30 protein-coding genes are annotated in these 25,912 nt (G+C 63.5%); 19 read left to right on the top strand and 11 right to left on the bottom strand.

Annotation, left to right across the window (positions count from 1 at the left end):
- Positions 1 to 76: 76 nt before the first annotated feature.
- The 5 genes from VOI18_RS11260 to VOI18_RS11240 form a co-directional block, all read right to left on the bottom strand.
- Positions 77 to 1,255, bottom strand: a complete 1,179-nt coding sequence (locus VOI18_RS11260) for a helix-turn-helix transcriptional regulator (protein ID WP_323762512.1) — start codon at positions 1,253 to 1,255, stop codon at positions 77 to 79.
- Positions 1,256 to 1,853: 598 nt separating this feature from the next.
- Complete coding sequence (locus tag VOI18_RS11255; protein ID WP_323762511.1) at positions 1,854 to 2,726, bottom strand: NAD(P)-dependent oxidoreductase; 873 nt, start codon at positions 2,724 to 2,726, stop codon at positions 1,854 to 1,856.
- Positions 2,727 to 2,832: 106 nt separating this feature from the next.
- Positions 2,833 to 3,585 (bottom strand): signal peptidase I, encoded by a 753-nt coding sequence (gene lepB / locus VOI18_RS11250; protein ID WP_323762510.1) that lies wholly within the window; start codon positions 3,583 to 3,585, stop codon positions 2,833 to 2,835.
- 8 nt (positions 3,586 to 3,593) lie between these two features.
- Positions 3,594 to 3,914, bottom strand: coding sequence for a YbjQ family protein (locus tag VOI18_RS11245; RefSeq protein ID WP_323762509.1), 321 nt, complete (start codon positions 3,912 to 3,914; stop codon positions 3,594 to 3,596).
- Entirely contained in the window at positions 3,911 to 4,132 is a 222-nt protein-coding gene (locus VOI18_RS11240) for a hypothetical protein (protein ID WP_323762508.1), read from the bottom strand. Before VOI18_RS11240 ends, VOI18_RS11245 begins: the two co-directional genes overlap by 4 nt.
- A gap of 198 nt (positions 4,133 to 4,330) precedes the next feature.
- On the opposite strand from VOI18_RS11240, the gene VOI18_RS11235 reads away from it, so the two are divergent.
- On the top strand, positions 4,331 to 4,714 hold the full coding sequence (locus VOI18_RS11235) for a hypothetical protein (RefSeq protein WP_323762507.1): 384 nt from the start codon (positions 4,331 to 4,333) through the stop codon (positions 4,712 to 4,714).
- A 106-nt stretch (positions 4,715 to 4,820) separates the two neighbouring features.
- On the opposite strand, the gene VOI18_RS11230 is transcribed toward VOI18_RS11235, so the two are convergent.
- Complete coding sequence (locus VOI18_RS11230; protein WP_323762506.1) at positions 4,821 to 6,578, bottom strand: acyl-CoA dehydrogenase; 1,758 nt, start codon at positions 6,576 to 6,578, stop codon at positions 4,821 to 4,823.
- 154 nt (positions 6,579 to 6,732) lie between these two features.
- On the opposite strand from VOI18_RS11230, the gene VOI18_RS11225 reads away from it, so the two are divergent.
- The 5 genes from VOI18_RS11225 to VOI18_RS11205 are packed head-to-tail and all read left to right on the top strand — an operon-like array spanning position 6,733 to position 10,978.
- On the top strand, positions 6,733 to 7,338 hold the full coding sequence (locus VOI18_RS11225) for a YceI family protein (protein ID WP_323762505.1): 606 nt from the start codon (positions 6,733 to 6,735) through the stop codon (positions 7,336 to 7,338).
- Position 7,339: 1 nt separating this feature from the next.
- The gene (locus VOI18_RS11220) at positions 7,340 to 7,918 is read left to right on the top strand and encodes a cytochrome b (protein WP_323762504.1); all 579 of its coding nucleotides are present in this window, start codon (positions 7,340 to 7,342) and stop codon (positions 7,916 to 7,918) included.
- A 5-nt stretch (positions 7,919 to 7,923) separates the two neighbouring features.
- Entirely contained in the window at positions 7,924 to 8,472 is a 549-nt protein-coding gene (locus VOI18_RS11215; RefSeq protein ID WP_323762503.1) for a YceI family protein, read from the top strand.
- Positions 8,473 to 8,522: 50 nt separating this feature from the next.
- Positions 8,523 to 9,506: an L-threonylcarbamoyladenylate synthase gene (locus VOI18_RS11210; protein ID WP_416374879.1), complete on the top strand. Its 984-nt coding sequence runs from the start codon at positions 8,523 to 8,525 to the stop codon at positions 9,504 to 9,506.
- A gap of 26 nt (positions 9,507 to 9,532) precedes the next feature.
- Complete coding sequence (locus tag VOI18_RS11205; protein WP_323762501.1) at positions 9,533 to 10,978, top strand: FAD-binding oxidoreductase; 1,446 nt, start codon at positions 9,533 to 9,535, stop codon at positions 10,976 to 10,978.
- 142 nt (positions 10,979 to 11,120) lie between these two features.
- Here the strand turns inward: VOI18_RS11205 and VOI18_RS11200 are convergent, their stop codons facing one another.
- Positions 11,121 to 11,603, bottom strand: coding sequence for a hypothetical protein (locus VOI18_RS11200; protein WP_323762500.1), 483 nt, complete (start codon positions 11,601 to 11,603; stop codon positions 11,121 to 11,123).
- 491 nt (positions 11,604 to 12,094) lie between these two features.
- Between VOI18_RS11200 and yaaA the strand changes: the two genes are divergently transcribed.
- The 12 genes from yaaA to VOI18_RS11140 all read left to right on the top strand — a co-directional run bounded on the left by yaaA (position 12,095) and on the right by VOI18_RS11140 (position 21,296).
- Positions 12,095 to 12,886, top strand: coding sequence for a peroxide stress protein YaaA (yaaA, locus tag VOI18_RS11195; protein WP_323762499.1), 792 nt, complete (start codon positions 12,095 to 12,097; stop codon positions 12,884 to 12,886).
- Positions 12,887 to 13,387: 501 nt separating this feature from the next.
- Complete coding sequence (locus tag VOI18_RS11190; protein ID WP_323762498.1) at positions 13,388 to 14,188, top strand: 3-hydroxybutyrate dehydrogenase; 801 nt, start codon at positions 13,388 to 13,390, stop codon at positions 14,186 to 14,188.
- Entirely contained in the window at positions 14,185 to 14,586 is a 402-nt protein-coding gene (locus VOI18_RS11185) for a VOC family protein (protein ID WP_323762497.1), read from the top strand. The genes VOI18_RS11190 and VOI18_RS11185 overlap by 4 nt, the downstream gene beginning before the upstream one ends.
- On the top strand, positions 14,583 to 15,053 hold the full coding sequence (locus VOI18_RS11180; protein ID WP_323762496.1) for an NUDIX hydrolase: 471 nt from the start codon (positions 14,583 to 14,585) through the stop codon (positions 15,051 to 15,053). Before VOI18_RS11185 ends, VOI18_RS11180 begins: the two co-directional genes overlap by 4 nt.
- 8 nt (positions 15,054 to 15,061) lie before the next feature.
- Complete coding sequence (locus VOI18_RS11175) at positions 15,062 to 15,538, top strand: TIGR02301 family protein (RefSeq protein WP_323762495.1); 477 nt, start codon at positions 15,062 to 15,064, stop codon at positions 15,536 to 15,538.
- 268 nt (positions 15,539 to 15,806) lie between these two features.
- A complete protein-coding gene (locus tag VOI18_RS11170; RefSeq protein ID WP_323762494.1) occupies positions 15,807 to 16,274 on the top strand; it encodes a hypothetical protein in 468 nt (155 codons plus the stop codon).
- The gene (locus VOI18_RS11165) at positions 16,271 to 16,483 is read left to right on the top strand and encodes a helix-turn-helix transcriptional regulator (protein ID WP_323762493.1); all 213 of its coding nucleotides are present in this window, start codon (positions 16,271 to 16,273) and stop codon (positions 16,481 to 16,483) included. The genes VOI18_RS11170 and VOI18_RS11165 overlap by 4 nt, the downstream gene beginning before the upstream one ends.
- Positions 16,484 to 16,592: 109 nt before the next feature.
- Positions 16,593 to 17,618, top strand: a complete 1,026-nt coding sequence (locus tag VOI18_RS11160) for an efflux RND transporter periplasmic adaptor subunit (protein ID WP_323762492.1) — start codon at positions 16,593 to 16,595, stop codon at positions 17,616 to 17,618.
- 101 nt (positions 17,619 to 17,719) lie between these two features.
- A complete protein-coding gene (locus VOI18_RS11155) occupies positions 17,720 to 18,415 on the top strand; it encodes an ABC transporter ATP-binding protein (RefSeq protein ID WP_323762491.1) in 696 nt (231 codons plus the stop codon).
- Positions 18,412 to 19,569, top strand: a complete 1,158-nt coding sequence (locus VOI18_RS11150) for an ABC transporter permease (RefSeq protein ID WP_323762490.1) — start codon at positions 18,412 to 18,414, stop codon at positions 19,567 to 19,569. The genes VOI18_RS11155 and VOI18_RS11150 overlap by 4 nt, the downstream gene beginning before the upstream one ends.
- 10 nt (positions 19,570 to 19,579) lie before the next feature.
- The gene (locus VOI18_RS11145; protein WP_323762489.1) at positions 19,580 to 20,761 is read left to right on the top strand and encodes an ABC transporter permease; all 1,182 of its coding nucleotides are present in this window, start codon (positions 19,580 to 19,582) and stop codon (positions 20,759 to 20,761) included.
- Between the two features lie 127 nt (positions 20,762 to 20,888).
- Entirely contained in the window at positions 20,889 to 21,296 is a 408-nt protein-coding gene (locus VOI18_RS11140; protein WP_323762488.1) for a hypothetical protein, read from the top strand.
- Between the two features lie 52 nt (positions 21,297 to 21,348).
- On the opposite strand, the gene VOI18_RS11135 is transcribed toward VOI18_RS11140, so the two are convergent.
- From VOI18_RS11135 to VOI18_RS11120, 4 genes are all read right to left on the bottom strand, one after another.
- Positions 21,349 to 22,110 (bottom strand): hypothetical protein, encoded by a 762-nt coding sequence (locus VOI18_RS11135; RefSeq protein ID WP_323762487.1) that lies wholly within the window; start codon positions 22,108 to 22,110, stop codon positions 21,349 to 21,351.
- Between the two features lie 76 nt (positions 22,111 to 22,186).
- Entirely contained in the window at positions 22,187 to 22,579 is a 393-nt protein-coding gene (locus tag VOI18_RS11130) for a DUF6165 family protein (protein WP_323762486.1), read from the bottom strand.
- Between the two features lie 38 nt (positions 22,580 to 22,617).
- The gene (locus VOI18_RS11125; protein WP_323762485.1) at positions 22,618 to 23,955 is read right to left on the bottom strand and encodes a dihydroorotase; all 1,338 of its coding nucleotides are present in this window, start codon (positions 23,953 to 23,955) and stop codon (positions 22,618 to 22,620) included.
- Positions 23,952 to 24,908 (bottom strand): glycosyltransferase family 9 protein, encoded by a 957-nt coding sequence (locus tag VOI18_RS11120; RefSeq protein ID WP_323762484.1) that lies wholly within the window; start codon positions 24,906 to 24,908, stop codon positions 23,952 to 23,954. The genes VOI18_RS11125 and VOI18_RS11120 overlap by 4 nt, the downstream gene beginning before the upstream one ends.
- 65 nt (positions 24,909 to 24,973) lie before the next feature.
- On the opposite strand from VOI18_RS11120, the gene VOI18_RS11115 reads away from it, so the two are divergent.
- Positions 24,974 to 25,795: a hypothetical protein gene (locus VOI18_RS11115; RefSeq protein ID WP_323762483.1), complete on the top strand. Its 822-nt coding sequence runs from the start codon at positions 24,974 to 24,976 to the stop codon at positions 25,793 to 25,795.
- Positions 25,796 to 25,912: the final 117 nt, after the last annotated feature.

The following is a 25,912-nucleotide window of genomic DNA, read 5'->3' as shown; positions in this document are numbered from 1 at the left end:
GGTCACCGGCCCCCCGGTCATGCGGAATATCGGCCTGCCTGTCGTCCGAATGGGGCCATTCGGACATCGACGCGTGTCAGTGGAGGGCGTTTTCCATGTCCGGCGGCCCGGCGCTGCGCACCTCGGCCCGATACTGGCTCGGCGGTGCGCCGACATGTTTCTTGAACGCCGCGTTGAAGGTCGAACGGGAGTTGAACCCGACCTCGAGGGCGACTTCCAGCGTATTGAGCTCGGTCTCGCTCAAGAGCCGCTTGGCCTCGTCGGCGCGATGACTGTTCACAAAGTCAAAGAAATTGACGCCAAGATGCTGGGACAGCGTCTCGGAGATATGGTTCTTGGTGACGCCGGTGATGTCGGACAGCTTGCGCAGCGACAGCTCGCTGTCGGCGTAAAGCCTGTCGGCCTCCAGCGCGCCGACCAGCTTGGCGGCGGTCCGGCTCATGCGCTGCTCGGTCAGGATCGGGCGTCTGGCTGACGCGTCGGCTGTGCTCGCCCTGTCCTTGGTCTTCCGCTCGGAGGGCAGCTCGGGCTGGTGCACACCGAAATAGGCAAAGGCCGCGATTGCCAGGGTCTCCGTGAATGCCAGGACGACATTGAAGGCGGGTAGCGACGTGCCGGTGATCCAGAGCACCTGCTTGATGGCAAAAAACGTCCAGGCGCCCGCGAACACCAAAAGCACGGTGCGCAGCCAGTCCAGCGTCTTGCGTTCGACGTTGGAGTACTCCTCCATCATCTGCCGCCTGTGCCGCGCCTGCAGCCTCAAAGCGGCAACAAGATAGGCGCCGGTAAAGGTCAGGAAGACGACCAGTGTCGCCGTGCAGGTAAAGAGCGCGATCCGGAAATGATCCGGATTGCGGGTCGCCGGGTCGGCCAGGGCGAGCTTCTGTTCGGCGCTCAGGCTGGCAAAGGGCAATGTCGCGACAAGGACCAGCACCGGGCCGAGCAGCACCAACCAGTCCAAGCCGCCAAAACGCGGCTTTTCCGTCGACATCAGGGCGCGGGCGAAGAAGTAGACGGCCGGCCCCAGCACCATCTTGACCGCCAGGTCAGCCCCGACCAGATGCGGCGCATAGCGGTAGGCGCCCGAGACAATGACCAGCTGGCCGAGCACATGTGCCAGCAGCGCGATAAGCGCCAGACAAAAATACAAGGACCGGTCGCCCCGCTGACCACGATTGGCCAGCGCCATGGCGAGTGCAAAGCCGATCGATCCGGCTGCGATGGCGTAGGCAATGGTGAGGAAAGTGTCGGTCATCGCGTCCGTTTTGCGCCAAATCGGGGCCCGGAGCAATGACCGGAACAATCACCCGGGCACTGCGGCCGCAGCCTTAAACAATTGGGCCAGACGCATTCAATTTGTCCCTGCCTACCTGATAATTGTGTCTGTCCCATTTAATGCGGCCACCGCCAAGGCCTCTGGCATAAGCACCGGCGCACCCCGCGCCTGTTGCGCCATAAATCCCTTGCCGGGAGTACGCCGTATCCGGTTCTTGAGCTCAAGGGGGAACCCGCAAAGCGGCGGCTGCGCCGCCCTTGACCTCAAGAACCGGATACGGCCCGCTGGCTGTCATGGGATGTATGGACGGCTCCGCGCGGGGCGCGCGCGAAAACGGTACATGTCCCCGTTTATCCCCGGCTCAACAGACCGCGAAGACAACCACGACCCCGGCAGTGACATCAAATGTGAAGACCAGGAGCTTGACCAAGACAGCCGCGATTAGACAACACACACCAATTTGCCTGACGATTAACCAATGAAATCAGTCAGGAAACTCTCAAAAAGGTGCGCGCTACTATTTCGTGTACCTGTTCCTTCCAGGCCGCCATGATCGCAGGCTTGCCCCCCTCTCCGATCAGTGCGCCGCCGGGATCGCCATGATCTTCACGCCGGGAGGCGCGGCCGGCTCTTCCGGGACGAAGAAGTCCGGCAGGAGCTCGATCGACGGGTCGTAGGAATACTGGTCGAGATCGCGCTCGCCCTCATCCCACAAAAAGCTGTCATCGATGATGAAATTGCCGGTGAACGTGGCCGCCGGCTTGTTGAGGACCGCATAGGCGGTATCGGCGAGAATCTCCGGCTTGCGGCAGCTCTTCATCGCCTCTTCGCCGGCCAGCACGTTGGAGATCGCGGCGGTGGCGACAGCGGTACGCGGCCAGATCGCATTGGCGCCGATCTTGCCCTTGAACTCCTCGCCCCAACCCAGGATGCACAGGCTCATCTGGTATTTTGCCGAGGTGTAGGCAACGTGCGGACCAAACCACATCCCGCGCATGTCGAGCGGCGGCGCCAGGGCGATGATGTGCGGGTTTTCGGACTTCATCAGATGCGGCAGGCATTTCTGCGTGGTCAGGAAAGTGCCGCGACCATTGACCTGGTGCATCAGGTCATAGCGCTTCATCGGAACATCGCCGGTGCCACGCGGATAGATGGCGGAGGCATTGTTGATCACGGCATCGATGCCGCCAAAGCGGTCGACCCCGGCTTCGACCGCGGCTTCAACCTGGGCTTCGTCGCGGATATCGCACTTGACCGCCAGCGCCTGTCCGCCCGCATTCTCGATGGCCTTGGCCGCCGTGTGGATGGTGCCTTCAAGGCGCGGATCAACCGTGTCGGACTTGGCCGCGATGATGATATTGGCGCCATCGCGGGCACAGCGCTCACCGATCGCCAGACCGATACCGCGCGATGCGCCGGTGATGAAGATCGTCTTTCCCTTGAGGCTCATGCGCCCTCTCCCCGATTGAGTGATTTGGGGAGAGACTAGAGCGGTGCCCAAGCCCGCGCCAGACTAGTCGCTGACACGGCCGCCCCTCTGATCGGCAGACGCGATCTTACAGCCCGCCCCAGACCCGGCCGGTCGGGCAGTGCAGGCCCTGTTCCCGGCGGCAGCGTTCCAGCGTGAACAACACGGTCTCGGCGCGGCCGACGACATTCTCCAGCGGCACAAAGCCTGGCCCGCCGGAGGCGCGGCTGTCACTGGAGGCGTCACGATTGTCGCCCATCACGAAGACGGTGCCGGGACGCACGGTCACCGGTCCGAAATCATCAAGCGGATAGTCATCAATGCGCTCATAGATCGGATGATCGCGGTCACCGGGCAGGATCTCGGTATAATGGCTCACCGTGACCGGCTGGCCCGAGCGGTCCTCGCGATAGGTGCGAATGTCTTCAAACATGCGCGGTGCGACTTCGCCATTGATGTAGAGACGGCCTGCGCGCACTTCGATCACGTCACCGGCCACACCGGTGACCCTCTTGATCAGATTGCGCGGCGGGGTCTGGTTCTCGTCGCGGAATACCACGACATCACCACGGCGCGGCTGCGACCAGGCGATGCGTCCGTCCCAGCTGTCGGGCAGGACATAGCCCAGCCCCAGCGGCAGGGAATGCACCGAATAGCCATAGGCCCATTTCGACACCAGCACCCGGTCGCCGACTTCCAGCGAGGGCTGCATGCTTTCCGACGGGATGTGGAAAGCGGCAAAGCCGAAGGTCACCAGACCCAGCCACACCGCCACAACACCGCCGATGAACCGGACGGTTTCCATGATTTCATCGGCCGCACGGCCGGCAAGACGCTTCATCAGGGGACTCATTTCAGTTTCACAGCCGTTCCGTAGGCAAGGATTTCCGCCGCGCCTTCCATGACCGATGAGGTGGTCAGGCGCACCGAGATGATGGCGTCGGCGCCGAGCTCTTCGGCATGTTTCGCCATGCGGTCGAGCGCCTGTTCACGTGATTCCGAGAGAAGATTGGTATATTCAGGGACTTCGCCGCCCACCAGATTGCGCAGGCCGGCGATGAAATCACGGCCGAAAAAGCGGGCCCGCACGACATTGCCGCGCGCCAGCCCGACCACCTGGTCAATCTCGCGACCCGGAACGGTCTCACCCATGGTGACGATCAGGCTCATGTCTCTTCCCCTTCCAGGACAGGTCCATCCGACTGGCCCCGCCAATAAATCAATGCCACGCCCAATGCCGGGCACCCGGTCGCCGCGAGCCACCAGAAACTGGCCGGATAGGGCAGATGCCACCCGGTCAGCAAGCCGATTGCCAGCAAGGCCAGATAGGCCAGCAGGCCTCCCAGCAACAGGACCGGGATCAAGATATCGAGTATTCTGCCTAACATGAGCTGAACAGGACCTGACCTGGCTAACAGGACACTTCGATACGTCGAATTCGCCGCATAACCAAGAAGTCCGCCTGCCCATGACAGCATTTTAAGCCGCCAGCGTGGCCCGCGGGACGCAGGGGATTGATGCCAGCGCCTTCCCGCTTGGCCCGGCAGGCCCGGTCTGGCAGCCTTGGCAGCAAGGAGACCTGTCCCATGTCAGAGACCATCATCGAACCCGGCAACAGCCACGCTTCAGACCGCGACGACAAGCTGTTCGCCGGGCTGAACTATGTCCTGTTCCTCGTCGGCAACATCATCGGCATCTCCACCATCCTGGCGGTGATCATCGCCTATGCCCGCCGCGAGCGGGCACCGCACTGGCTGCAATCGCACTACACCTATCAGATCAAGTCCTTCTGGACGGCGGTGCTGGGCATCATCGTGTGCACCTTCATGATCATGACCGTGATCCTGATGCCGTTCGGCTTTTTCGGCCTGGCCCTGATCTGGCTGTGGATGCTGATCCGCGGCGTGGTCGGCCTGATCCGCCTGCTCGACGGTCGCGGTCACCCCAATGCCGACGCGATGTGGGTCTGAAAAAGGGGACAGGTCTAATTAACGCGCGGCACTGTCAGCAAGGCGGCAACAGGATCGACGCGTTAATTAGACCTGTCCCCTTTTTGCACCGCCGCAGCCCTTCGCCCTAAAGCCCGAAGCCAACCTCGTCGATCATGTCGGCGCCCATGGTGATGTCGTCGACACGGGAATGGCCGAGGGTCATCACGGCTTCGGCGTAGAAATTGGCCAGGGCGATGCGCTGGGCGGCGAAGGCGGGATCACCGACATTTTCCTTCTGGCGGCGACGGGCGGCGACAGCACCGACACAGAGCAACCATCCGCCAACCGTTTCACCAGCCAGGGTCAGGAAAGGCGTGGCACCGGCCAGACGGTCCTTCATGTCGGCTTCGGCGAGCCAGTCGGCGGCCTCCTGCAGGGCTTCCAGACTGTCGCGAAGACGCTCGCCGAGCGGCGGCAGATCGGGATGCGAGGAGGTCAGGCAGCTTTCGATGGTCTGGTCGATGTCGGCATAGAGCTCGTCAAAGGCCGCGCCATCGCCCATGGACAGTTTGCGGCCCACCAGGTCGATGGCCTGGATCGCATTGGTGCCTTCATAGATCGGCGTGATGCGGGCATCGCGCAGATGCTGGGCGGCGCCGGTTTCCTCGATATAGCCCATTCCGCCATGGACCTGGATATTGGCCGAAGCGACTTCGACACCGATATCGGTCGACCAGGCCTTGGCGATCGGGGTGAGCAATTCCTCGCGTCGTTTGGCGGCGGCCTTCTCATCGTCCTCATCGCCGTGATGCGCCATGTCGGCGGCAACCGCACAAGACACGCAAATGGCGCGGGCGGCGGCGATCTTCGCTTTCATCAGGGACAGGGTCCGCTTGATGTCAGGATGATGGATGATGGCGTGCGGCGCCGGGCCGTCCGCATCGACGGCACGGCCCTGCTTGCGGTCGGTGGCATAGGCGAGCGCCTGCTGGTAGGCGCGTTCGGCAATACCGACGCCCTGGACGCCGACATTGAGACGAGCCGAGTTCATCATCGTGAACATGCAGCGCATGCCAGCATTCTCGCCGCCGATCAGCCAGCCGGTCGCGCCGGCATATTCCATGGTGCAGGTCGGCGAGCCGTGAATGCCCAGCTTGTGCTCGAGACCGATGGCCTTGAGCGAATTGGCCGAGCCGTCGGGCAGCACCTTGGGAACAATGAACAGCGAAATGCCCTTGGTACCTTCAGGCGAGCCCGGCGTCCGCGCCAGAACAAGATGGATGATGTTCTCGGCGCAATCATGATCACCCCAGGTGATGTAGATCTTCTGGCCCGAGATGGCCCAGCTGCCGTCGGGATTGGGCTCGGCCTTGGTGCGCAGGGCCCCGACGTCGGAGCCGGCCGACGGCTCGGTCAGGTTCATCGTGCCGGACCATTCGCCGGTGATCAGCTTGGGCAGATACATTGCCTTTTGCTCGTCCGTGCCATGCTCGATCAGCGCCTCGATGGCGCCATAGGTCAGCATCGGACCGAGGCCGAAGGACAGGTTGGCGCCCTGGATCATTTCCAGCACGGTCACGCCCAGCGCCCGCGGCAGGCCCATACCGCCATCGTCGGTGGAGAATTGCAGGCCCTGCCAGCCACCTTCGACGAATTGCGCGTAGGCCTCGGGAAAGCCGGTCGGCGTGGTCACCGCGTCATTGGCCAGCTTGCAATGCTCGGCATCGCCGACCTTGTTGAGCGGTGCGAGCACGTTCTCGGCCAGCTTGGCGGCCTCGTCGAGGATCGCAGCCGTCAGGTCCGAGGAGAAATCCGGAAAGGCGCCGGTCGCCTTCAGCCCTTCAACAGCAGCCACTTCTTCCAGTGTGAAACGCATCTCATCGAGCGGGGCGCGATAGGACATGACCAACCTCCTTGTGACTGCCTGTTCGGCATTTCTTGTGCGGGGGCGAACATAGCGTTTCGCCCGCGTGAAGCGAATCCGGAAACAGTGAATTGCCGATCCCGGCGCAAGGTGTGGCTTTATCGCGACGGCCAATACCCTCATATGAGGTATGATGACACGTCTGCCCCGCCTCCTGACACCGATGGCCTGCCTGCTGATGGCCGGCTGCCTGACCCCGACCACCGACCCGCAACGCCTGCCAGCCGGGCAATGGTCGCTCGATCCGGCCCATGCCAGCGTGACCTGGCAGGTCCAGCACATGGGGTTGAGCTGGTATACGGGCCGCTTCGACGCGGTTGACGCGTCCCTGGATTTTGATCCGGCGTTGCCCGCGACTGCCCGGCTGACGGCGATCATCGAGGCGGCGTCCGTCTCCACCGGCGATCCGGACTTCGACGCCGCCCTGGCCGCAGACTGGCTGCAGGCCGACCGGCACCCGCAAATCGTGTTCCGCTCGACCGCGATCGATGTGACCGGCGCGAGCACCGGCCAGGTCACCGGAGAGTTGACCCTGAACGGGGTCACAAGGCCGGTGACGCTGGACGTGATCTTCAATGGCGGGCTGACCAACTGGCTGGAAGGGCGCCCGGCGATCGGGTTCAGCGCCAACGGAATACTGGACCGTGATGCGTTCAATGTCGGCAATTTGCCACACAGCATTGTCGGCCCGACCGTGCGTATCCTGATCGAAGCCGAGTTCCTGACAGAGGATGACTGAGATGAGCCCCACCACGCGCTATACCGGCGTCGCCATCGCCCTGCACTGGGTCATCGCCGCCATGCTGATCGGCATGGTTTTCTATGCCTGGCACATGGAAGACCTGAAACACGCCCTGTTTGCGGGCGAGAACGTGACGCTGGACGAAGTCCAGTTCGCCTATAACGCCCACAAGACAACCGGGCTGTTGGTCCTGCTGCTGTCACTGGTCCGCCTCGCCTGGCGGCTCACCCATCCGGGACCCGGCCTGCCCGACGGCATGGCTTCCTGGGAACGACTGGCCGCGACGGCGACCCACTGGGCCTTCTACGCCATCATGATCGGCATGCCGCTGGGCGGTCTGATCGCCGCTTCGGCCGCCGAACCGCCGACCCTGTTGTTCAACAATCCCGATCTCGTCCTGCCGAAACTCCCGGTGCCGCAGACCGAAGGCTTCCAAGACCTGTCCGCCAGCCTGCACGGCGCCGGTGGCTGGGCCATTTTCACGCTGACCGGCCTGCATGTCGCCGCAGCCCTTAAGCACCAGTTCATCAACAAGGACGGATTGATGGCCCGCATGATCCCCTTCCTGAAAGGATAGTTTCCATGTTGCGTACGTCCCTGATCGCCCTCTCCGCCCTGACCGTCCTGACCGTTCCGGCGCAGGCCCAGGACTGGTCCGTCGATCATGATGCCTCGTCGGTCGCGTTCGAGACCACGGTCTCCGGCGGCACGGTGACCGGTGCCTTCGACACCTGGACCGCCGCGATCACGCTCGACCCGGCCAACCTCGACGCCGCCCGCATTGAGGCCAGCGTGACGACGGCCAGCGGCTCGACCGGCAATCGCCAGATGGATGACAGCATGCTGTCCAATGCCGGCCTCAACCCGATAGATCATCAGACCGCGCGCTTCGTCTCCGACGACATCCGTGCCACCGATACCGGCTATGAAGCGCACGGCGTGATGACCATTCGCGGGACGGAACGCGAGCTGGTGATGCCCTTCACCCTGGACATCGCCGACGGCCGCGCCGTCGCCGATGCCAGTTTCGTCATCGCCCGCACCGAGTTTGGCGTTGGCGGATCCAGCTGGGGCTCGGCCGCTGCGGACGTGACCCTGCAGCTCCACATCGAGGCCGATGCGGCGAATTGACTTGCGCCTTGCGCTTGCATGACAGGCGAGTTGGGGGCTAGCTCCCGGCCATGAGCGCCCCCACGCAACCCGCCTTGAGCAAACCCGCCCCGATCAAACCGGCCAGCGATCCCGCCGTGATCGAGGAGGCTGCCGCCATTCTCAAGGCGGGCGGTCTGGTCGCCATGCCGACCGAGACGGTCTATGGCCTCGCCGCCGATGCCGGCAATGCCGACGCCGTGGCGCGCCTCTACGCGGCGAAGGGACGACCGCGCTTCAACCCGCTGATCGCCCATGTCGCCGGTCCCACCATGGCCTGGCGACTGGCAGGATGGCCGGATCTGGCGGATCAGCTGGCCGAGACCTTCTGGCCCGGCCCGCTGACCCTGGTCCTGCCCAAGCGCCCCGACGCGCCGATCGCCGATATTGCCAATGCCGGTCTCGACTCGATTGCCCTGCGGGCGCCACGTCACACCGCCGCCCAGGCCCTGATCCGGGCCTTTGACGGCCCGCTGGTCGCCCCCAGCGCCAACCCGTCCGGTGCCGTCAGCCCGACCACCGCCGCCCATGTCGCGGAAGGTCTGGGCGACCGGATCGACCTCATCCTCGATGGCGGCCCCTGCCCGGTGGGACTCGAATCGACCGTCATCGCCCTGCTCGGCGGCACGCCGACCCTGCTGCGGCCGGGCGGTCTGGCCCGGCGCCAGATCGAGGCGATCACCGGACGCTTGGCCGATGCCGGCGATGCCGAGGCCCTGCTCGCTCCCGGCATGATGAAAAGCCACTACGCACCCGACGCGGCCATGCGGCTCAACGCCGAAACGGCACGGCCCGGTGAAGTCCTGCTGGGCTTTGGTGCCATTGGCGGCGACCTCAACCTGTCCGAAACCGGCGACCTGGCCGAAGCCGCAACCGGCCTGTTCTCGGCCCTGCGAGCGCTCGACGCCCGCGGTGCGGGACGAATTGCGGTTGCGCCCATCCCCGATGAGGGCTTGGGTGAGGCCATCAATGACCGCCTGCAACGCGCCGCCGCGCCCAAGGACGACCTGCTCTGACCCTCGACCCACCGGACCCGCCCGCCATGCCTGTTTCCAAAACCGTCAACGAGACCCCCGCCGTCACCGCCCACGCCCTGCCCGACAGCCTCACCGCAGGGCTCAAGGATATCCTGGGTCCCAAGGGCTGGTCGCAGGACGAGCAGGAGCTCGCCCCGCATGTCGCGGACTGGCGCGGTCGCTATCAGGGTTCCACCCCGATCCTCCTGAAACCCGCCAGTACAGACGAAGTCGCGGCCTGTGTCCGCCTGTGCCACGAGGCCGGCATCGCCATCACCCCGCAGGGCGGCAATACATCCCTGTGCGGCGCGGCAACTCCGCAGGGCGAGGTGTTGATGAGCCTCAAACGCATGACCGGTGTGCGCGAGGTTGATGCCGACAATGACTCGATGACGGTCGAGGCTGGCTGCGTACTGGAGGCCCTGCAAAATCTCGCCGCCGACCATGACCGGCTTTTCCCGCTCTCCCTGGGGTCGCAAGGCTCGGCGATGATCGGCGGGTTGATCTCGACCAATGCCGGCGGCGTGCATGTGCTGCGCTATGGCATGACCCGCGAACTGGTCCTGGGCCTGGAAGCGGTGCTGCCCGACGGCACGATCTGGTCCGGGCTGACCGGCCTGCGCAAGGACAATACCGGCTACGATCTCAAGCAATTGCTGATCGGTGCCGAAGGCACGCTGGGCATCATCACCGCGGCGACCCTGAAACTCTTCCCGCGCCCTTCGCGCATGGAAGTCGCCTTTTGCGGCTTGGACAGTGTCGACGACGCCGTGAAATTCCTCGGCCTTGCCAAACAGGTCTCCGGCGGTGCCGTCACGGCTTTCGAGATCATGCCGCGCATGGCGCTGGAGATGGTCCTGGAGCACGTCCCCGGCACCCGCGATCCGCTGTCCGGTGAACATGCCTGGTATGTGGTGTGTGAAATGAGTTTCGGCCGCGCCGACGGCGCCCGCGCAACCCTGGAAGACGCGCTGGGCCAGGGTTTTGAGGCCGGGCTCATCGCCGACGCCGCCATCGCCGAAAACGACAGCCAGATCCATGACTTCTGGCGCCTGCGCGAAACCATCGCCGAGGCCGAACGCGCCCATGGCAAGGCGGTCAAGCACGACATTTCCATCCCGGTCTCGAAAATGCCGGCCTTCATGCGCCAGGCCACCCAAGCCGTGGAAGCCAAATTCCCCGGCGCCCTCGTCATCGCCTTTGGCCATGTCGGCGACGGCAATGTCCACTTCAACGTCGCCGCCCGCGAGACCGGCGCCGACGATGATTTCATCGCCCAGGCCGCCCCGCTCTCACGCCTTGTCTACGACATGGTCGACAAATTCGGCGGCTCGATCTCGGCCGAGCACGGCATCGGTATCCTGAAGCGCACCGAACTCGCCAGCCGAAAGCCGGTCGATGTGGCTGTGATGCGAGCGATCAAGACCGCGCTCGACCCCAAGGGCATCATGAATCCGCGGGTCTTGCTGTAGCGCATGTTCGGGCTGGCCCTACCGGTATCAGTCGCGTTCGAGCCACCATTTGTTCGGCCATGACCTCCGCACCACCGCGCAGCGCAATCCATAGATCGCTTGTCAGTGGGCAGGTCGTATCCGCTTCCCATTGATGGGGAAGTTACTGCGCAACCCGGCAGGGTTCAAAGTCGCTTCCAAAAAAGCTCAACTTCGTGATGGCGCCTGTGTGGTCAAACTCAAAGTCGCTGTGGATCTCATACTCAGAGTGCCACGAAGACACTAAATTGTTTTCGCCGGTCATGTTGCTTGAAACATTGCCACGAACCAATTGGAAACAAACCTGCCCCTCGCACCAATTACCGTTCAAGGAATTTTCCAATGCGTCAAAATCTACAATTACCGGGTCAGCAATACAGCGAGACGAATCCCCGCAGAATTCAATTTGATAGGTAAGGTCATACTCTTGCACAACAGGCACATCTGAGAACGGGCTTTCGCCGAGATAGATTTCGATCTCGCCATCGCCGCTTACCTGGCACCAAGAAACATCAAGGCCAGAATTCCCGCCCTGCCGATCCGGCAGACAAGCAGATAACACCAACGAAGCGATGCATAGCGAAATATATACCTGATTACTGGGCACCTAATACCCTCGTTAATTCACCACTATGAAACAATCACACACCGCTGCTACTCGACTCATAACTTGGCCGAACGTTCTTGCGGCCCGGTTGTCCGCGGCCAAAAGAAAACGGGGATACGTACCGTTTTCCCGACACGTGCAAGTTCAACAAGTCCACACCTCCCGTCAACGCGGTGCGGAGCCATCCATACATCGCTTGTCAGCCAGCTGGCCGTATCCGGGTCTTCAGCTCAAGGGTGAAACCGCGAAGCGGCGGCTGCGCCGCCCTTGACCTGAAGACCCGGATACGGCGGTCTCTCGGCAAGCGGTCTATGGCGGGGTTTGCGCCGGAGGCGCGGACGTGGCGGGGCACTAATTGGGCCTGCCCCGATTTTGTACCCACTCATAGCCCCGCTCTATCGCGGCCATAAATCATTTCAGCACGCGACACCGCGTCCGCATCTGGAAAGCGGGCGCGGCGATCCCTATCCTTGAGGGCAAGGAGATTGCCCATGCTGATTCTGCTCTCGCCCGCCAAGAACATGAACTTCGACGCCGTCGGGCGCGACCTGCCGACGACAACGCCGGACCTGATCGACGAGACGCGGATCCTGTCGAAGACGACGCGTCAGCTGACGGCGCCCAAGATCAAGGCGATGATGAAGATCAATGATGATCTCGCCCGCCTCAATCGCGAACGTTTTCAGGCCTTTGATGCCGACCAGCCGGGTGTGAAACAGGCCGCCTTCGCCTTCAATGGCGAGGTCTATCGCGGGCTTGAGGCGGACACGCTGTCGGCCGATGATCTCGACTGGGCGCAGAATCATCTGCGCATCCTGTCAGGCATGTATGGCGCCCTGAAACCGCTCGACGCCATCCATCCCTATCGCCTGGAAATGGGCCGCAAACTGCACACAAGGCGCGGCGAGAGCCTGTATGATTTCTGGGGTGACAGGATCGCCAAAGAGCTCAACAGCCTGCAAACAGACGACGCCGAGCCGGTCATCCTGAACCTGGCCTCGAACGAGTATTTCAAGGCCGTCGATCGCAAGGCGCTGAAGGGCCGCGTGGTCACCGCCACCTTCAAGGAAGAAAAAGACGGCCAGCTGCGCGCCCTCATGGTCTTCGCCAAGAAGGCCCGCGGCATGATGGCCCGCTGGGCCATCGAAAACCGCATCACCGACCCGGCCGACCTGGTGAAGTTCGACCTCGGCGGCTACCGCTTCGAGGCGGAGGGTTCGAGCGAGGGCGATCTGCTGTTCACCCGGCCTCAGCCTGCGGCGGCGGGGAAGAAGGCGGCTTAGGGTCCCTATTTCACGCGCCTGCAAGATATGATACAACCCAAGGGCCGCCGGGGATGGATGTGACCCACCCCCTTTGGCCGCCCTTTAGGCGAGAGAGAGCCGGATCAACAGGGTCCACCCGCCGATCCGTCTTCTCTTCACCCAGAGGACGAGAGAGCATTTCGGAAACCGAAACATGTCTCCCTCCTTGGATTGCGCCGGCCCTGGTGGCCGGCGTTTTCATGTTGATATCTGCGGCGGCAGATCAGGTCCTCGCCCTTGATGGGCGAGGTGGATCGCCCGGCAGGGCGAGACGGAGTGGGTGATCGGCGGCAGATGTCGGAACGCTGGCGCGTTTCACCCGATCCGACCCGGCCCTTCGCGCCGGCCCACCTTCCCCATCACGGGGAAGGACCTGTGTGAGCTTTTCTGCCCGACAGCGTGGGGAAGAGGAAACCGTGCCCTTGACCTCCCCGCCCCCTTCCCGTCTCTTGCGCTCAGCTCAAACTTGACAGGTGGTTCATGTCTTCCATTCGCACTGATCTCACGGGCCAGGTGGCCATCATTACCGGCTCGACCAGCGGGATTGGCGCGGCGATGGCGGAGGCGTTGGCTCAGAATGGCTGCAACATCATCCTCAACGGGTTGGGGGATGCGCAAGAGATCGAGGCGCTGCGGGCGAAAATCGCGGCGGATCACGGGGTCGAGGCTCGCTACCATCCGGCCAACATGCTCAAGCCGGACGAGATTGCCGACATGGTTGCCTCGGCGGAGCGTGAGTTCGGGCGGCTGGACATCCTCCTGTCCAATGCCGGCATCCAGCATGTCTCGCCGGTCGAGGATTTCCCGGCCGAGAAATGGGACGCCATCATCGCCATCAATCTGACTTCGGTCTTCCTTGCCGCCAAGGCCGCGATCCCGATCATGAAGCGTCAGGGCAAGGGCCGGATCGTCAATCTCGCCTCGGCCCACGGCCTGGTCGCCTCACCGTTCAAGTCGGCCTATGTGGCGGCCAAGCATGGCGTGATGGGTTTCACCAAGACTTTGGGTCTGGAGCTGGCCGAGGACGGCATCACCTGCAATGCGATCTGCCCGGGCTATGTGAAGACGCCGCTGGTGGAAAACCAGATCGCCGACACGGCCAAGGCGCGCGGGATTACCGAGGATGAAGTCGTGCGCGACGTCATGCTGGCGGCGCAGCCGACCAAGAAATTTGTCACCTATGAGCAGCTCGCCGGTGCTTTGCTCTATCTTGTCTCCGATGCCGGGGCCAATATGAATGGATCCTGGATCAGCGTAGACGGCGGATGGACAGCCAAGTGAACGATAACGAAGCCATTCTCAAGATCGATTACAACGAGATACCGGTCACCGACCTGGAAGCCGCCAAGGCCTTCTACGCTGGCGCCTTCGGCTGGAGCTTCATCGATTTCGGGCCGACCTATGCGGCATTCGAAAACGCTGGCCTCGATGGCGGCTTGCGCCTCGAGGAAACCGCCTTTCCAGCCGGTTGCCTGATCATCCTCAAGGCCAAGGATATCCTGGCCGCGGAAGTGCGGGTTGAAGAGGCTGGCGGCACGATCACCAAACGCGAGGATTTTCCCGGCGGTCGCCGTTTCCATTTCACCGATCCCAGCGGCAATGAGCTGGCGATCTGGTCACCCAATGGCAAGTACGACCCGGCCGCAGACCTCGACGCGGCCAATGATCCCGACCAATGAGCCCGTCGGCCACTGACACACCGCGCCGCCAGCCCGTGCCCGGTGCCGGCATGGTGGTCTTTCGCGGCGATGACGTCCTGCTGATCAAGCGCGGCAAGCCGCCCTATGAGGGACAATGGTCGCTGCCCGGCGGCAAGATCGAGTATGGCGAGACCGCCGCTGAAGCGGCCCTGCGTGAGCTGGCCGAGGAAACCGGCACCACGGCGCGCATTGTCGGCCTGATCGATGTTATCGACAGTATCGGCCTGCGCGAGTCTGGCCAGCCGGGTGATTGGCACTTTTTGCTGGTCGATTTCGCCGGGGTGTGGACCGGTGGCGAACCGGTCGCGGCGGATGACGTCACCGAGGCGCAATTCTTCCCCTTTGACGAGGCCATCAAGCGGACCAAATGGGACCGTACCCGCGATGTGATCGGGCGGGCCCGCGAGATCGTCACCGCCTTGAGCGCGCCACAATCCGTGCCATGATGCGCCTCATGCGCGCCCTCGTGATCCTTCCGGCCTTGCTGGCCCTTGCCGTCGGCCCGGCCCTGGCCCAAAAGCCGCGAAGTTTTACCCGCCCGGAACCGGTAGCGGTCAGCGAGACACGCGAAGCGACGCGCGCACCATCCAGCCAGGATGACGCCATCAGTGACGAGATCCGCGAGGAACTCGATCTCGAGCGCACCCTGCCCTATCTCGCCTATACGCTGGGCGAGCTGCACTATCTGGCCTTTGCCTGCAGTGGTCCCGATGACCAGCAATGGCGCGAACAGATGGTCGAACTGCTGGCCATGGAGGCCGCCGACGACCGCCGCTGGCGCGACCGTCTGATCGAGGGATTCAATGACGGCTACCGCGCCCAGCAACGCTATCGCACCCGTTGCGGCCTGGAAGCCGACGCCGAACGCCGTGCGCTGGCGCACCGCGGCCGCGACCTGTCGGACATGATGCGGGCCGCCTATTTCGACTGACCGCGAACAAGGGGACAGGTGTCATTAACGCGTGGCTCAATCGCTGCGCATGAGCGCCGCCATGACGCGTTAATGACACCTGTCCCCATTCCGCCGCATCACCGCTCCATTCATCCTGCCACGACGGCTCCCGCGTCTCGCATCACACGACGACGCAGCAGATCACGCTGCGCTGACCGTGCATGTCACCTTGACTACCCTCTGTGTAACGCGTAGGTAACTTTCAATGTAACGTGTAGGTAACACCAACAAAGAACGGGAGTTCATCATGGACACCATCAACAAGCTGATCCGACAACGCGACCGGACCCTCGGTCTGGCCGCCCTTTCCTTCCTGCTGTGGCAGGGTGCGCAACTGGCCCAGGACATTGTTCGCGACCAGGGGTGGAGTGGCGAGCCGCAGGACCTGATCATCCAGATCACCCTGCTGGTCGGTGCCGTCGGCTGGGCGGTGGCCTCGTTCCTGTTTCTCCTCTACGCCAGCAAGGTCAGCCGGACCAAGAGCCAGTCGGTGATTCAGGACGAGCTGTTCTGTCACAATCAGCGCATCGCCATCCGCACCGGCTTCATGGTGCTGATCGGGGCGATCTCGCTGCTGCTGGCGGCCGATCTGTTGATCGATTTTTCGGCCACGATCGCCATTCGGGCCCTGCTCATCATCGGTATCTTCACCCCGCTGGCGACGTTCGTACTGCTGGGCCGCGGCGGCGACGGCGATGAGGAGGAGGCGGCGTGAGCCCCTCTGCCCTCGGCAACCGACTGAAGGAGATGCGGGCCCGCCACGGCCTGACCCAGGCACAACTGGCGCAAGCGGTCGGGGTCACGCGCAAGTCGATCAACACGGTGGAAAACCGGGTCTTCATCCCCTCGACCGTCCTCGCCCTCAAACTGGCAGCCGCCCTGAAAGTCAGCGTGGAGGAGCTGTTCTATCTGGACGGGGCGTGAAGCCGAACGGTCTGATCCGGCCCGTGGCGGGATTGGCTGACCACCCGTCCCGTTCCCATTGTCATGAAGTCGCGCTAAGGATGAATGGCGGGATGCATGAGGGGACGAAATGTCGGATCGAAGGTCACAACTGGAATCATTGAGTATTGACCGTGACGAGGGCGACAGCTCCGGCGGGGTGTCGATCCTTGCCACGCTGGTGATCGCCCTGGTGGTGGCGGCCCTGTCGGCCGGTGTCACCTGGTATCTGACCCGCTCCGACGCGCCGGCACCGCAACCGGTTGCGGCCGTCGAGACACCCGCTCCGGCGAGCGAAGCGCCGGCCGAGGCGGCGACCCCGCCGGCCCGCGCCACACCGCGCAGTTCCGGCCTCGTCGCCACCGGCTATGTGGTCGCCCGGCGCCAGGCGACGGTCTCGGCCGAGATAACCGGCCGGATTTCCGAGCTTCTGGTCGAGGAAGGCGCCCGCGTCGAGGAAGGCCAGGTCCTGGCCCGCCTGGACGACACACGGGCCCGGATCCAGCTTGAGCTCCTGATTGCGCAGCGCAATGCCGCCGCGGCCCGGCCGCTGGCCCTGATCGCCCAGCTATCCGAGGCCCAGCGCGTGATGGAGCGCGCGACCACGCTGGCCGAGCGGGAGATCGGCTCGCAGGCTGCTGTCACCGCCGCCCGCACCCAGTTTGAAAGCCTGACCGCCCAGATCGAGGCCTCCCGCGCCGACTATCAGGCCGTCGCCGCCCAGGTCCGCTCGCAGGAAGACCTGATCGACCGCCATGTCGTGCGCGCGCCCTTCACCGGCATTGTCATCGCCAAAAATGCCCAGGTCGGCGAAATCCTCTCCCCGGCCTCGGCCGGCGGCGGTTTCACCCGGACCGGTGTCGCCACGCTCGTCGACATGGAATCACTGGAGATCGAAGTCGACGTGAACGAGGGCCAGATCGGCCGGGTCACTCCGGGCCAGCGGGTCGAAGCCCGGCTGGACGCCTATCCGGACTGGCGCATACCGGCCCATGTCGAGGCCATCATCCCGACCGCCGACCGGGCCCGCGCCACAATCACCGTCCGCGTCGCCTTTGACGAACGCGACGGACGCATCCTCCCGGACATGGCGTCTCGCGTCATTTTCGTTGAGTAGAAGCACTTTGATTTACAAAGCGGCGAATTTGCTGCACGCTTGAACGATACCGCCGACGCCCGACCGGGCGCGCGACGGCCAGCCTGAACGAGGAACTGCCGATGACATCGCTCTACACCCTCTCCGACCTGTCCAAACGCTACACCCGGGGCAAGGAGTCGATCACCATCTTCGAAGAGCTGACCATGTCGATCCCGCAGGGCGATTTCATCGCCATCATGGGTCCGTCCGGTTCCGGCAAGACCACCCTGCTCAACCTGCTGGGCGGCATCGACCGGCCCTCCTCCGGCTCGGTCGATTGCGAGGGCGTGCGGGTCGACAAGCTGTCGGAGGGCAAGCTGGCCAAATGGCGCTCGCAGAATGTCGGCTTCATCTTCCAGTTCTACAACCTTATGCCGACGCTAACCGCGGCGCAGAATGTCGAGCTGCCGCTGTTGCTGACCAGCCTGTCCGGCAAGGCCCGCAAGGACCGCGTCGCCACGGCGCTGGACATTGTCGGCCTGGCCGACCGCAAGGGGCACCGGCCGCGCCAGCTCTCCGGCGGCCAGCAACAGCGCGTCGCCATCGCCCGCGCCATCGTCGCCGACCCCAAGGTCCTCCTGTGTGACGAACCGACCGGTGATCTCGACCGCAAATCGGCCGACGAAATCCTGGAAACCCTGCAGCTGCTCAACAAGGAACTCGGCAAGACCATCGTCATGGTCACGCACGACCCCTCGGCGGCCAAATATGCCCGCCGCGAACTGCATCTCGACAAGGGCCGCTTTGTCGAACAGGCGCAGGAGCCGGCCCAATGAATGATCTCACGCTGATCCGGAAGAACCTCTTCCGCAAAAAGCTGAGGGCGATCCTGCTGACCCTGTCGATCCTGATCGCCTTTCTGATCTTCGGGGTGCTTGGTGCCTTCTATTCGGTCTGGACCTCGGGCGGCGCACTGGCAGCCGACAATCGCCTTATCACCGTCAACCGCATCAATTTCACCGTCTCGATGCCCTATGCTTACTGGACCCGGGTCTCGGCCATTGAAGGGGTCGACAATGTCGCCCATGCCAGCTGGTTCGGCGGCTATTTCCAGGAGCAGACGCAACAGGTCCAGACCTTTGCCGTCGACCCGGAGACCTATCTGGCCGCCTATGCCGAACTGACCATGCCGGCCGAACAACGCCAGGCCTTCCTCGACACGCGGGATTGCCTGCTGGTCGGGGCTGATCTGGCGGGCCAATATGGCTGGTCGGTCGGTGACACCATCCCGCTCCTGTCCAACATCTGGCAGAAGACCGATGGCACGGCGAGCTGGACCTTCAACATCTGCGCCATTTTCGACGCCGAAGACGACAAGGTCCCGGCCAATTACGCCCTGTTCCACTACGACTATTACAACGAGGCGCTGGCCTTCAACACCGACCAGGTCGGCTGGCTGATCATCAATACCTCCGACGCGTCCCTGAACGACCAGGTGTCGCGCGCCATCGACGAGCTGTTCGCCAACTCGCCCTCCGAAACCGAAACGACAACCGAGGCCGCCTTCAACGAGGCCTTCGCCAACCAGTTCGGCAATATCGCCCTGATCCTCTTGTTCGTGGTCGGCTCGGCCTTCACCACCATCCTGATCATTGTCGGCTTCACAATGGTGACCGCGATCAATGAGCGGACCGGCGAGATCGCCGTCATGAAAACGCTCGGCTTTCCGGCCCCGCGCATCTTCCGCATGGTGCTCTCGGAGTCCGTCATGCTGAGCCTGGTCGGTGGCCTGCTCGGCCTCGGACTGGCCCACCTGATGATCTCGGGCGTTGCCGAGGCGGCTGCGGCCTTCCTTCCGGGACTGGCCATGTCAGCCACGGTCTTCTGGGTCGGAGTGGGACTGGCTGTCCTGCTCGGCCTGCTCACCGGGATTGTCCCGGCCATCAATGCCCAGCGCGTGAAAATCGTCACCGCGCTCGGCAAGCAATAGGGGACGCGTCATGTTCAACCAAATCGGCGCCGTCACCCTTTTGAACCTGCGCTCCATCCCCCAGCGGGCGGGCCTGTCCCTCGCGACGGTGATCTCCATCGCGCTGGTCACCGGCGTGCTGCTGGGCTTCCTCGCCATGTCGAACGGTTTCAGGGCCACGCTGCAGGGAACCGGATCGGAGAGTGTCGCGGTCATGCTGCGGGCCGGATCGCAAGCGGAACTCAACTCGGGCCTCGCCTCCAGCCAGGTTCGCCTGATCGAGGAAGCGCCCGGTGTCGCCCGCGATGCTGACGGTGTTCCGCTGGTTTCCGGCGAGCTCTTCGTCATCGTTGATGGCATCAAGCGGTCCTCGCAGACCGAGGCCAACCTGCCCCTGCGCGGCGTCGGAGAGCAGGCCCTGCGCCTGCGTCAGGGCTTTGAAATGGTGGAAGGCCGCATGTTCGAGACCGGCACCAATGAACTGGTGGTCGGCGAAGCGGTGCTGCGGGAATTCTCCGGTTTCGATCTCGGCGAGACGATCCGCCTTGGCCCCAACGAATGGGTCATCGTCGGAATCTTCTCGACCGGTGGCTCGGTCTTTGACAGCGAAATCTGGGCCGACATCGCGGTGATCCAGAACCTCTATAATCGCGGCACTGGCGTCCAGTCGATCCGTGCCCGCCTGACCTCGCCCGAGGCCATTGAAGAGCTGCGCGCCTTTGAGGAGAACGAGCCGCGCCTCAATCTCGACATCCAGAGCGAAACCGACTTCTTCGCCGGTCAGGCCGGCGGCACGGCGGTGCTGATCGAGTTCATCGGCTGGCCGCTGGCGATCGTGATGGCCATCGGTGCCCTCGCCGGGGCCTGGAACACCATGTATTCCTCGGTCGACACCCGCATGCGCGAGATCGCGACCCTGCGCGCCATCGGCTTTTCCGGCTTTGCCGCGGCCGTCGGCACCATGGTGGAATCGCTGGTCCTGGCCGCGATCGGCGGACTGGTCGGCGCCGGCGCCGTCTATCTCCTGTTCAACGGGATATCGGCATCGACGCTGGGCTCCGGCTTCACCCAGGTGGTGTTCTCCTTCGCCGTGACCGGCGGCTCCGTGCTGGCCGGCATGATCATGGCCGTCATCATCGGCTTCCTCGGCGGCCTCGTCCCGGCCATCCGCTCGGCTTATGTGCCATTGCTGACGGTTCACCGCAGCGAATAGGCAAGCGGGGGACAGGTAAAATTAGCGCGCGGCGCGACCGGTGCGATGAGGCGCAAGCGAGACGGGTTAGTTCCACCTGCCCCCTCTTAACTCACGAAGTCGATATGTGAAAAATCGGGACTATGTAATGCAAATAGCCAGAAAATGCCTCTGGCCACTAAAGTGGGCACTAGGACTGGAGGGCACACGATTTGCCTTAGTGCGAAAATTAACAACACAAGAGGCAGCATCTATAGAATTCGAACTTTCAAATTCAGCTTACAATGCGAAAGTCTATTTTTCCGGAAAAACGATAGAAATAAATTGGGTAATGAAGTCAATTTCGCTAATTTTCCTTTCGGCAGGCATTTCTTTCTTCTTTATCGTTGGGTCTATTATTGCTATATATGGAATCATGACGATTAGTATATTCAACGCAATGTTAGGGGCCTTTATGAGTCTTGGTGTTGTGCTTGTGTCGCGACTTCTAATCGCAAGCTATCGAGAAACCCCCAAAAAGGTGCTTTCCGATTTGCTGTTTGAGCGACGAGAGTAGGTTGTGATTAGTAGTCGGGGGCATCGCTGTAATAGCGGCGGCCCCCGTTCACTCACCCGTACCAGTCATCTTCCGCCGCGCGGAGTTTTTCCTCGTCCTTGTGGGGCGGCAGGATTTCCATCTTCACATGGCGGCGACGATTGGTGGAGATGACGAAGAAGCGCTTGTCGGGATAGTCCAGCTTGGCTTCCAGCATGGCCGAGGTGATCAGGTCGACATTTTTCAGATCATCATCCGACATGCCGAAGGAATGCGGCAGGTCCCGGCCATACTCGTCCAGCCCCTTCTCCACGCACTGGCGGATGGCGCGGCGCTTGAGCCCGGCCGTGGTCAGGTGAGCGCCCAGCTCGTCACGGATTTCCGGGTTGGAGCAGGGATAGATGGCAAGAAAGTTCGGCGTCTCGGGCAGGTGTCCGGCATCGACGATCAGCTGCAGCGCCGCCTCGATGATCTCGCGCGAATGCTGGCGCGCCGTGACAATGGCGACAGGGCGACGCTTGAGCACGGCGTATTTGAAAATCTCCCAGGACGGGCCTTTCCAGCCGGAGGAATCCATCGCCCGGCGCACGTCCCGCAGCAGGTATTCCTCGCCATTGCGATCCTTGCCATCGGCAAATTCGCGATAGGCGCGGGCCGGCGGATCGGCCCAGTCTTCCCACAGGCCGGGCACGCCGAGATAGGCCTTGATGTCCTCATACTCGTGCTGGCGCATGGCGCGCTCCTCACCGGTCATGGTGTTGAGCAGGTGGATGCGGGTCGGCAAATGGAGGATGTTTTCGTCGATATCGAAGAAATAGAAGCTCTGGCGTTCCACGGGCAGTCCTTGTGCGGTGTCGGCGGAGCACAGGTCCACCGGATGCCCGCCCGCTTACAGACCCGGGCGGCGCAACTCAATAGGCAGCGTAGGATTTCTCTTCGACGATATTGGAGCCGAGCAGGAGATTGATCTCCTTTTTCAACGCCGCGCGCTTGTCATTGGTGACATAGACGGCGCGGGCCAGACGGATGAACTCCGGACCGAAATCACCGGCCCGCTCGCAATCGCGGATATCATCCTCGATCACCCAGAGCTCTTCATTGACCGCCTGCAGCGCGGCGTCGAGGCGGGACAGCTCGTCGCTGGCCGGCACGTCTTTCGCCAGCGTCTCATTGAGAATGCCCAGCTCGGTCCGGACATTCTTCAGCTTGGCCTCATCCCCGATACGCTCGGACTTGATACGCAGGATGGTGATCTTGTCGATCAACTCGCCCGGGGCGATGGCGGTGAGAATGGTCGTGGTCATGAGTGTTGTCCTTCCAAAGGGCTTTCCGGCACAGGCTATCAGTCGTGCGGCAGGGCTTCCATGAAGCGCACCGGCTGCCCGCTGCCCGAGGCCACAAGCTCGCCATCGCGCATCACCGAGCGGCCGCGGATGATGGTGCCGACCGGCCAGCCGGTGACCGACATGCCGTCAAACGGCGTCCAGCCGGACTTCGAGGCCGACCAGGCATCGGTGATGGTCTCTTTGCGTTTCATGTCGACCAGGGTGAAATCGGCATCCCAGCCGACCGCCATGCGGCCTTTGCCGGCAATGCCGAAAATGCGCTGGGCCCCGGCCGAGGTCAGGTCGACAAAGCGTTCAATGGTCAGGCGTCCGGCGTTGACGTGGTCCAGCATCACCGGGACCAGCGTCTGAACGCCCGGCATGCCGGACGGGCTTTGCGGATAGGGTTTGGCTTTTTCTTCCAGCGTGTGCGGCGCATGGTCCGATCCGATCACATCGACAATGCCACGCTGGATGCCGCGCCACAGGCCGGCCCGGTGACGGGCATCACGCATGGGCGGGTTCATCTGGGCGCGCCCCTTGATGCGCTCATAGATCTCCGGCCCTTCCAGGGTGAGGTGCTGGGGCGTCGCCTCGACCGAGGCGATGTCGCGATGCCCGGCGAGGAAATCCATTTCCTCGGCGGTCGAGATATGCAGCACATGGATGCGCTTGCCGGTCTTGCGGGCCAGCCGCACCAGGCGCTTGGTCGACATGATGGCGGCTTCGGCGTCGCGCACATGCGGGTGGCTGGTCCAGTCGCCCTCGACCGCCAGCCCACGGCGCTCGGCGAGGCGGTATTCGTCTTCCGAGTGAAAGGCGGCGCGGCGCTTGATGGCGCGCAGGACGCGTTCCACACCCTCATCATCAGCCACCAGCAAGGATCCGGTCGAGGCGCCCATGAAGACCTTCACGCCGCAACAGCCCAGCATCCGCTCCATCTCGGGCAGGATGTCGGCATTTTCATTGGTGGCGCCGGCATAAAAGGCGTGGTCGCAATGCATGCGGTTTTGCGCCCGGGCCAGCTTGTCGGTCAGCATGTCCGGCACGGTGGTCGTCGGATTGGTGTTCGGCATTTCGAACACCGCCGTGACGCCACCCATCACCGCGCAGAGCGACCCCGATTGCAGGTCTTCCTTCCATTCCATGCCCGGCTCGCGGAAATGGACCTGGGTGTCGATCACGCCCGGCAGCACCATCAGGCCGGAACAATCGACCACTTCACCAGCGGAGGCCTGCGACAGGTCGCCGATCGCCGCGGTCTTGCCGTCAATGATGCCGATATCGGCATGGCCGCGCCCGTCATGATTGACGATCTCGCCGCCCTTGAGGATCACATCGAATGTCTGGGTCATGGTTTCGCAGTCCTCTCGTAAAGCGCCTTGGCCGCATCATACACGGTCTCGACCGTCAGGTCCGCCAGCAGGCTGGTCGACGCCTTGCGCCGGTCATCATGGGCGCTGTCGATTTCCTCGAATGTCGCCGGTCCGCGCACCGCATCGGTGTGGTCGCCCCACGGCGCATAGCAGCGATCATCGGACGGGCCGAACAGGCCCAGCGTCGGCGTGCCCACAGCCGCCGACATGTGCATCAGCCCGCTATCATTGCCGACATAGAGCCGGCACCGTTCCAGACAGGCCGCAGTCTCGGGCAGGCCGAGGCCGAGAAGGTCGATGAACTCGATCTCCGGCAGGGCGTCAAAGATGGGTTGGGCATAAAGCTCGTCACCCGGCCCTCCTAGCATCACCACAGGCGCGCCCGGCATCACCCCGTCCGGCCCGGTGAAGCGCAGGATGAATTCGGCAAACTTCTCGGCCGGCCAGACCTTGAAGATCCACGAGGCCGATGGGCAGATCGCGAGGTATGGCCCCTCACCGGGCACGCGTGTCGCCGCTTCGGCGCGCACGGCCTCGGACAAATGCAGCTTGGGGTCGGGCGCCGGGACCAGCTTCAACACGCTGGCGGCTTCCTCGACCTTGGGCACTGGCACGACGCTCTGGCTGAGAATGCGGCGCTCCTTGGCGCGCAGGAACCAGGCGGTGCCGGAACAGCGCAGATCGACGACCAGGTCCCATTCCACATCGACCGTCTCGCGCCACAAATCCCACCAGTGCAGGCCGGCCTTCTTCTTGCGCATCACGATGATGCGTTCGAGGCGCGGCGTTTCGGTGAACAGCGAGGCGGCGAGCGGGCCGCAGGCGATCGTGAAATGCGCCTCCGGACGGGTCTGCACGAGATGGTCGAGTACGCCGGAATTGATGATGGCGTCACCGATCCGGGTCGATGTGATGAAGAGGACGCGTTGCATGGGCACCGCAGATAGCGCGACGCGAAGGGCTTGGCCAGAGACGGACGCAATGCCATATCGGGGCCATGAACCAGCCCGCCTCCCTGCCCTTCGCCCTGCCCGACCGCCGGATCATCTCGGTCGCCGGCCCCGATGCCCGTGACCTGCTGCAACGCCTGATCACCGCCGATGTCCTGACCCTGACCGCCGGCACCTGTCGGCCCGGCGCCCTGTTGACCCCGCAAGGCAAGATCCTCGTCGATTTCATGATGTTTGCCGACGGCGACACGGTCTGGCTGGACGTGCCGGCCGGCGCCGCCGACGGCCTCTTGAAGCGGCTGACACTGTTCAAGCTGCGCGCCAGGGCCGAGATCGTGTTCAACACCGATATCCTTGCCCTGTGGTCGACCACGCCCTTCCCGGGCAGCTGTGAGGACCCGCGCCTGGGCGGCCGGGTCCATCGCGGTCTGGGCGCGGCGGCCAGCGAGACCCGTCCCATCGACACGATCGAGATCGAGGCCGGCATCCCGGCCTTCGGTCGCGACTATGGCGAGGCCGATGTCTTTCCCACCGACGTCAATCTGGACGCTTTCGGCGGCGTCGGCTGGAAGAAGGGCTGTTTCATCGGCCAGGAAGTCGTCTCGCGCATGAAGCGCCGCGGCACCATCCGCAAGCGCTCCCTGCCCGCTACCTTCGCCGCCGAAGCCCCGCCGCCCGGCACCGCCGTGATGGCAGGTCCCACGACCGTCGGCGCCATCTCCTCGTCCAGTGGCCACCACGCCGTCATCCTCGCCCGCCTCGACCGCTTGCGCGCCGCCGAGCATTATTGTGAAGCCGACGGCCAGGAAGCCAATATCGTCGTCCCGGACGAGTTCTGGGCCGATCTGGAAGCCGCACCGAAGGTGTGATCTGGCGATTTGGGTCCTTCCCCTTGATGGGGAAGGTGGGCCCAGGCGCGGCCTCGGGTCGGAAGGGGTGAAACGCGTAGCGATCCGGCTCCGGCCGCCCATCACCCACTCCGTCTT

This window comes from Maricaulis sp. (genome assembly GCF_034670125.1).
Lineage (GTDB): Bacteria > Pseudomonadota > Alphaproteobacteria > Caulobacterales > Maricaulaceae > Maricaulis.
The sequence above is the reverse complement of the archived record's forward strand: the minus strand, read 5'-3'. Positions and strand labels throughout refer to the sequence as shown.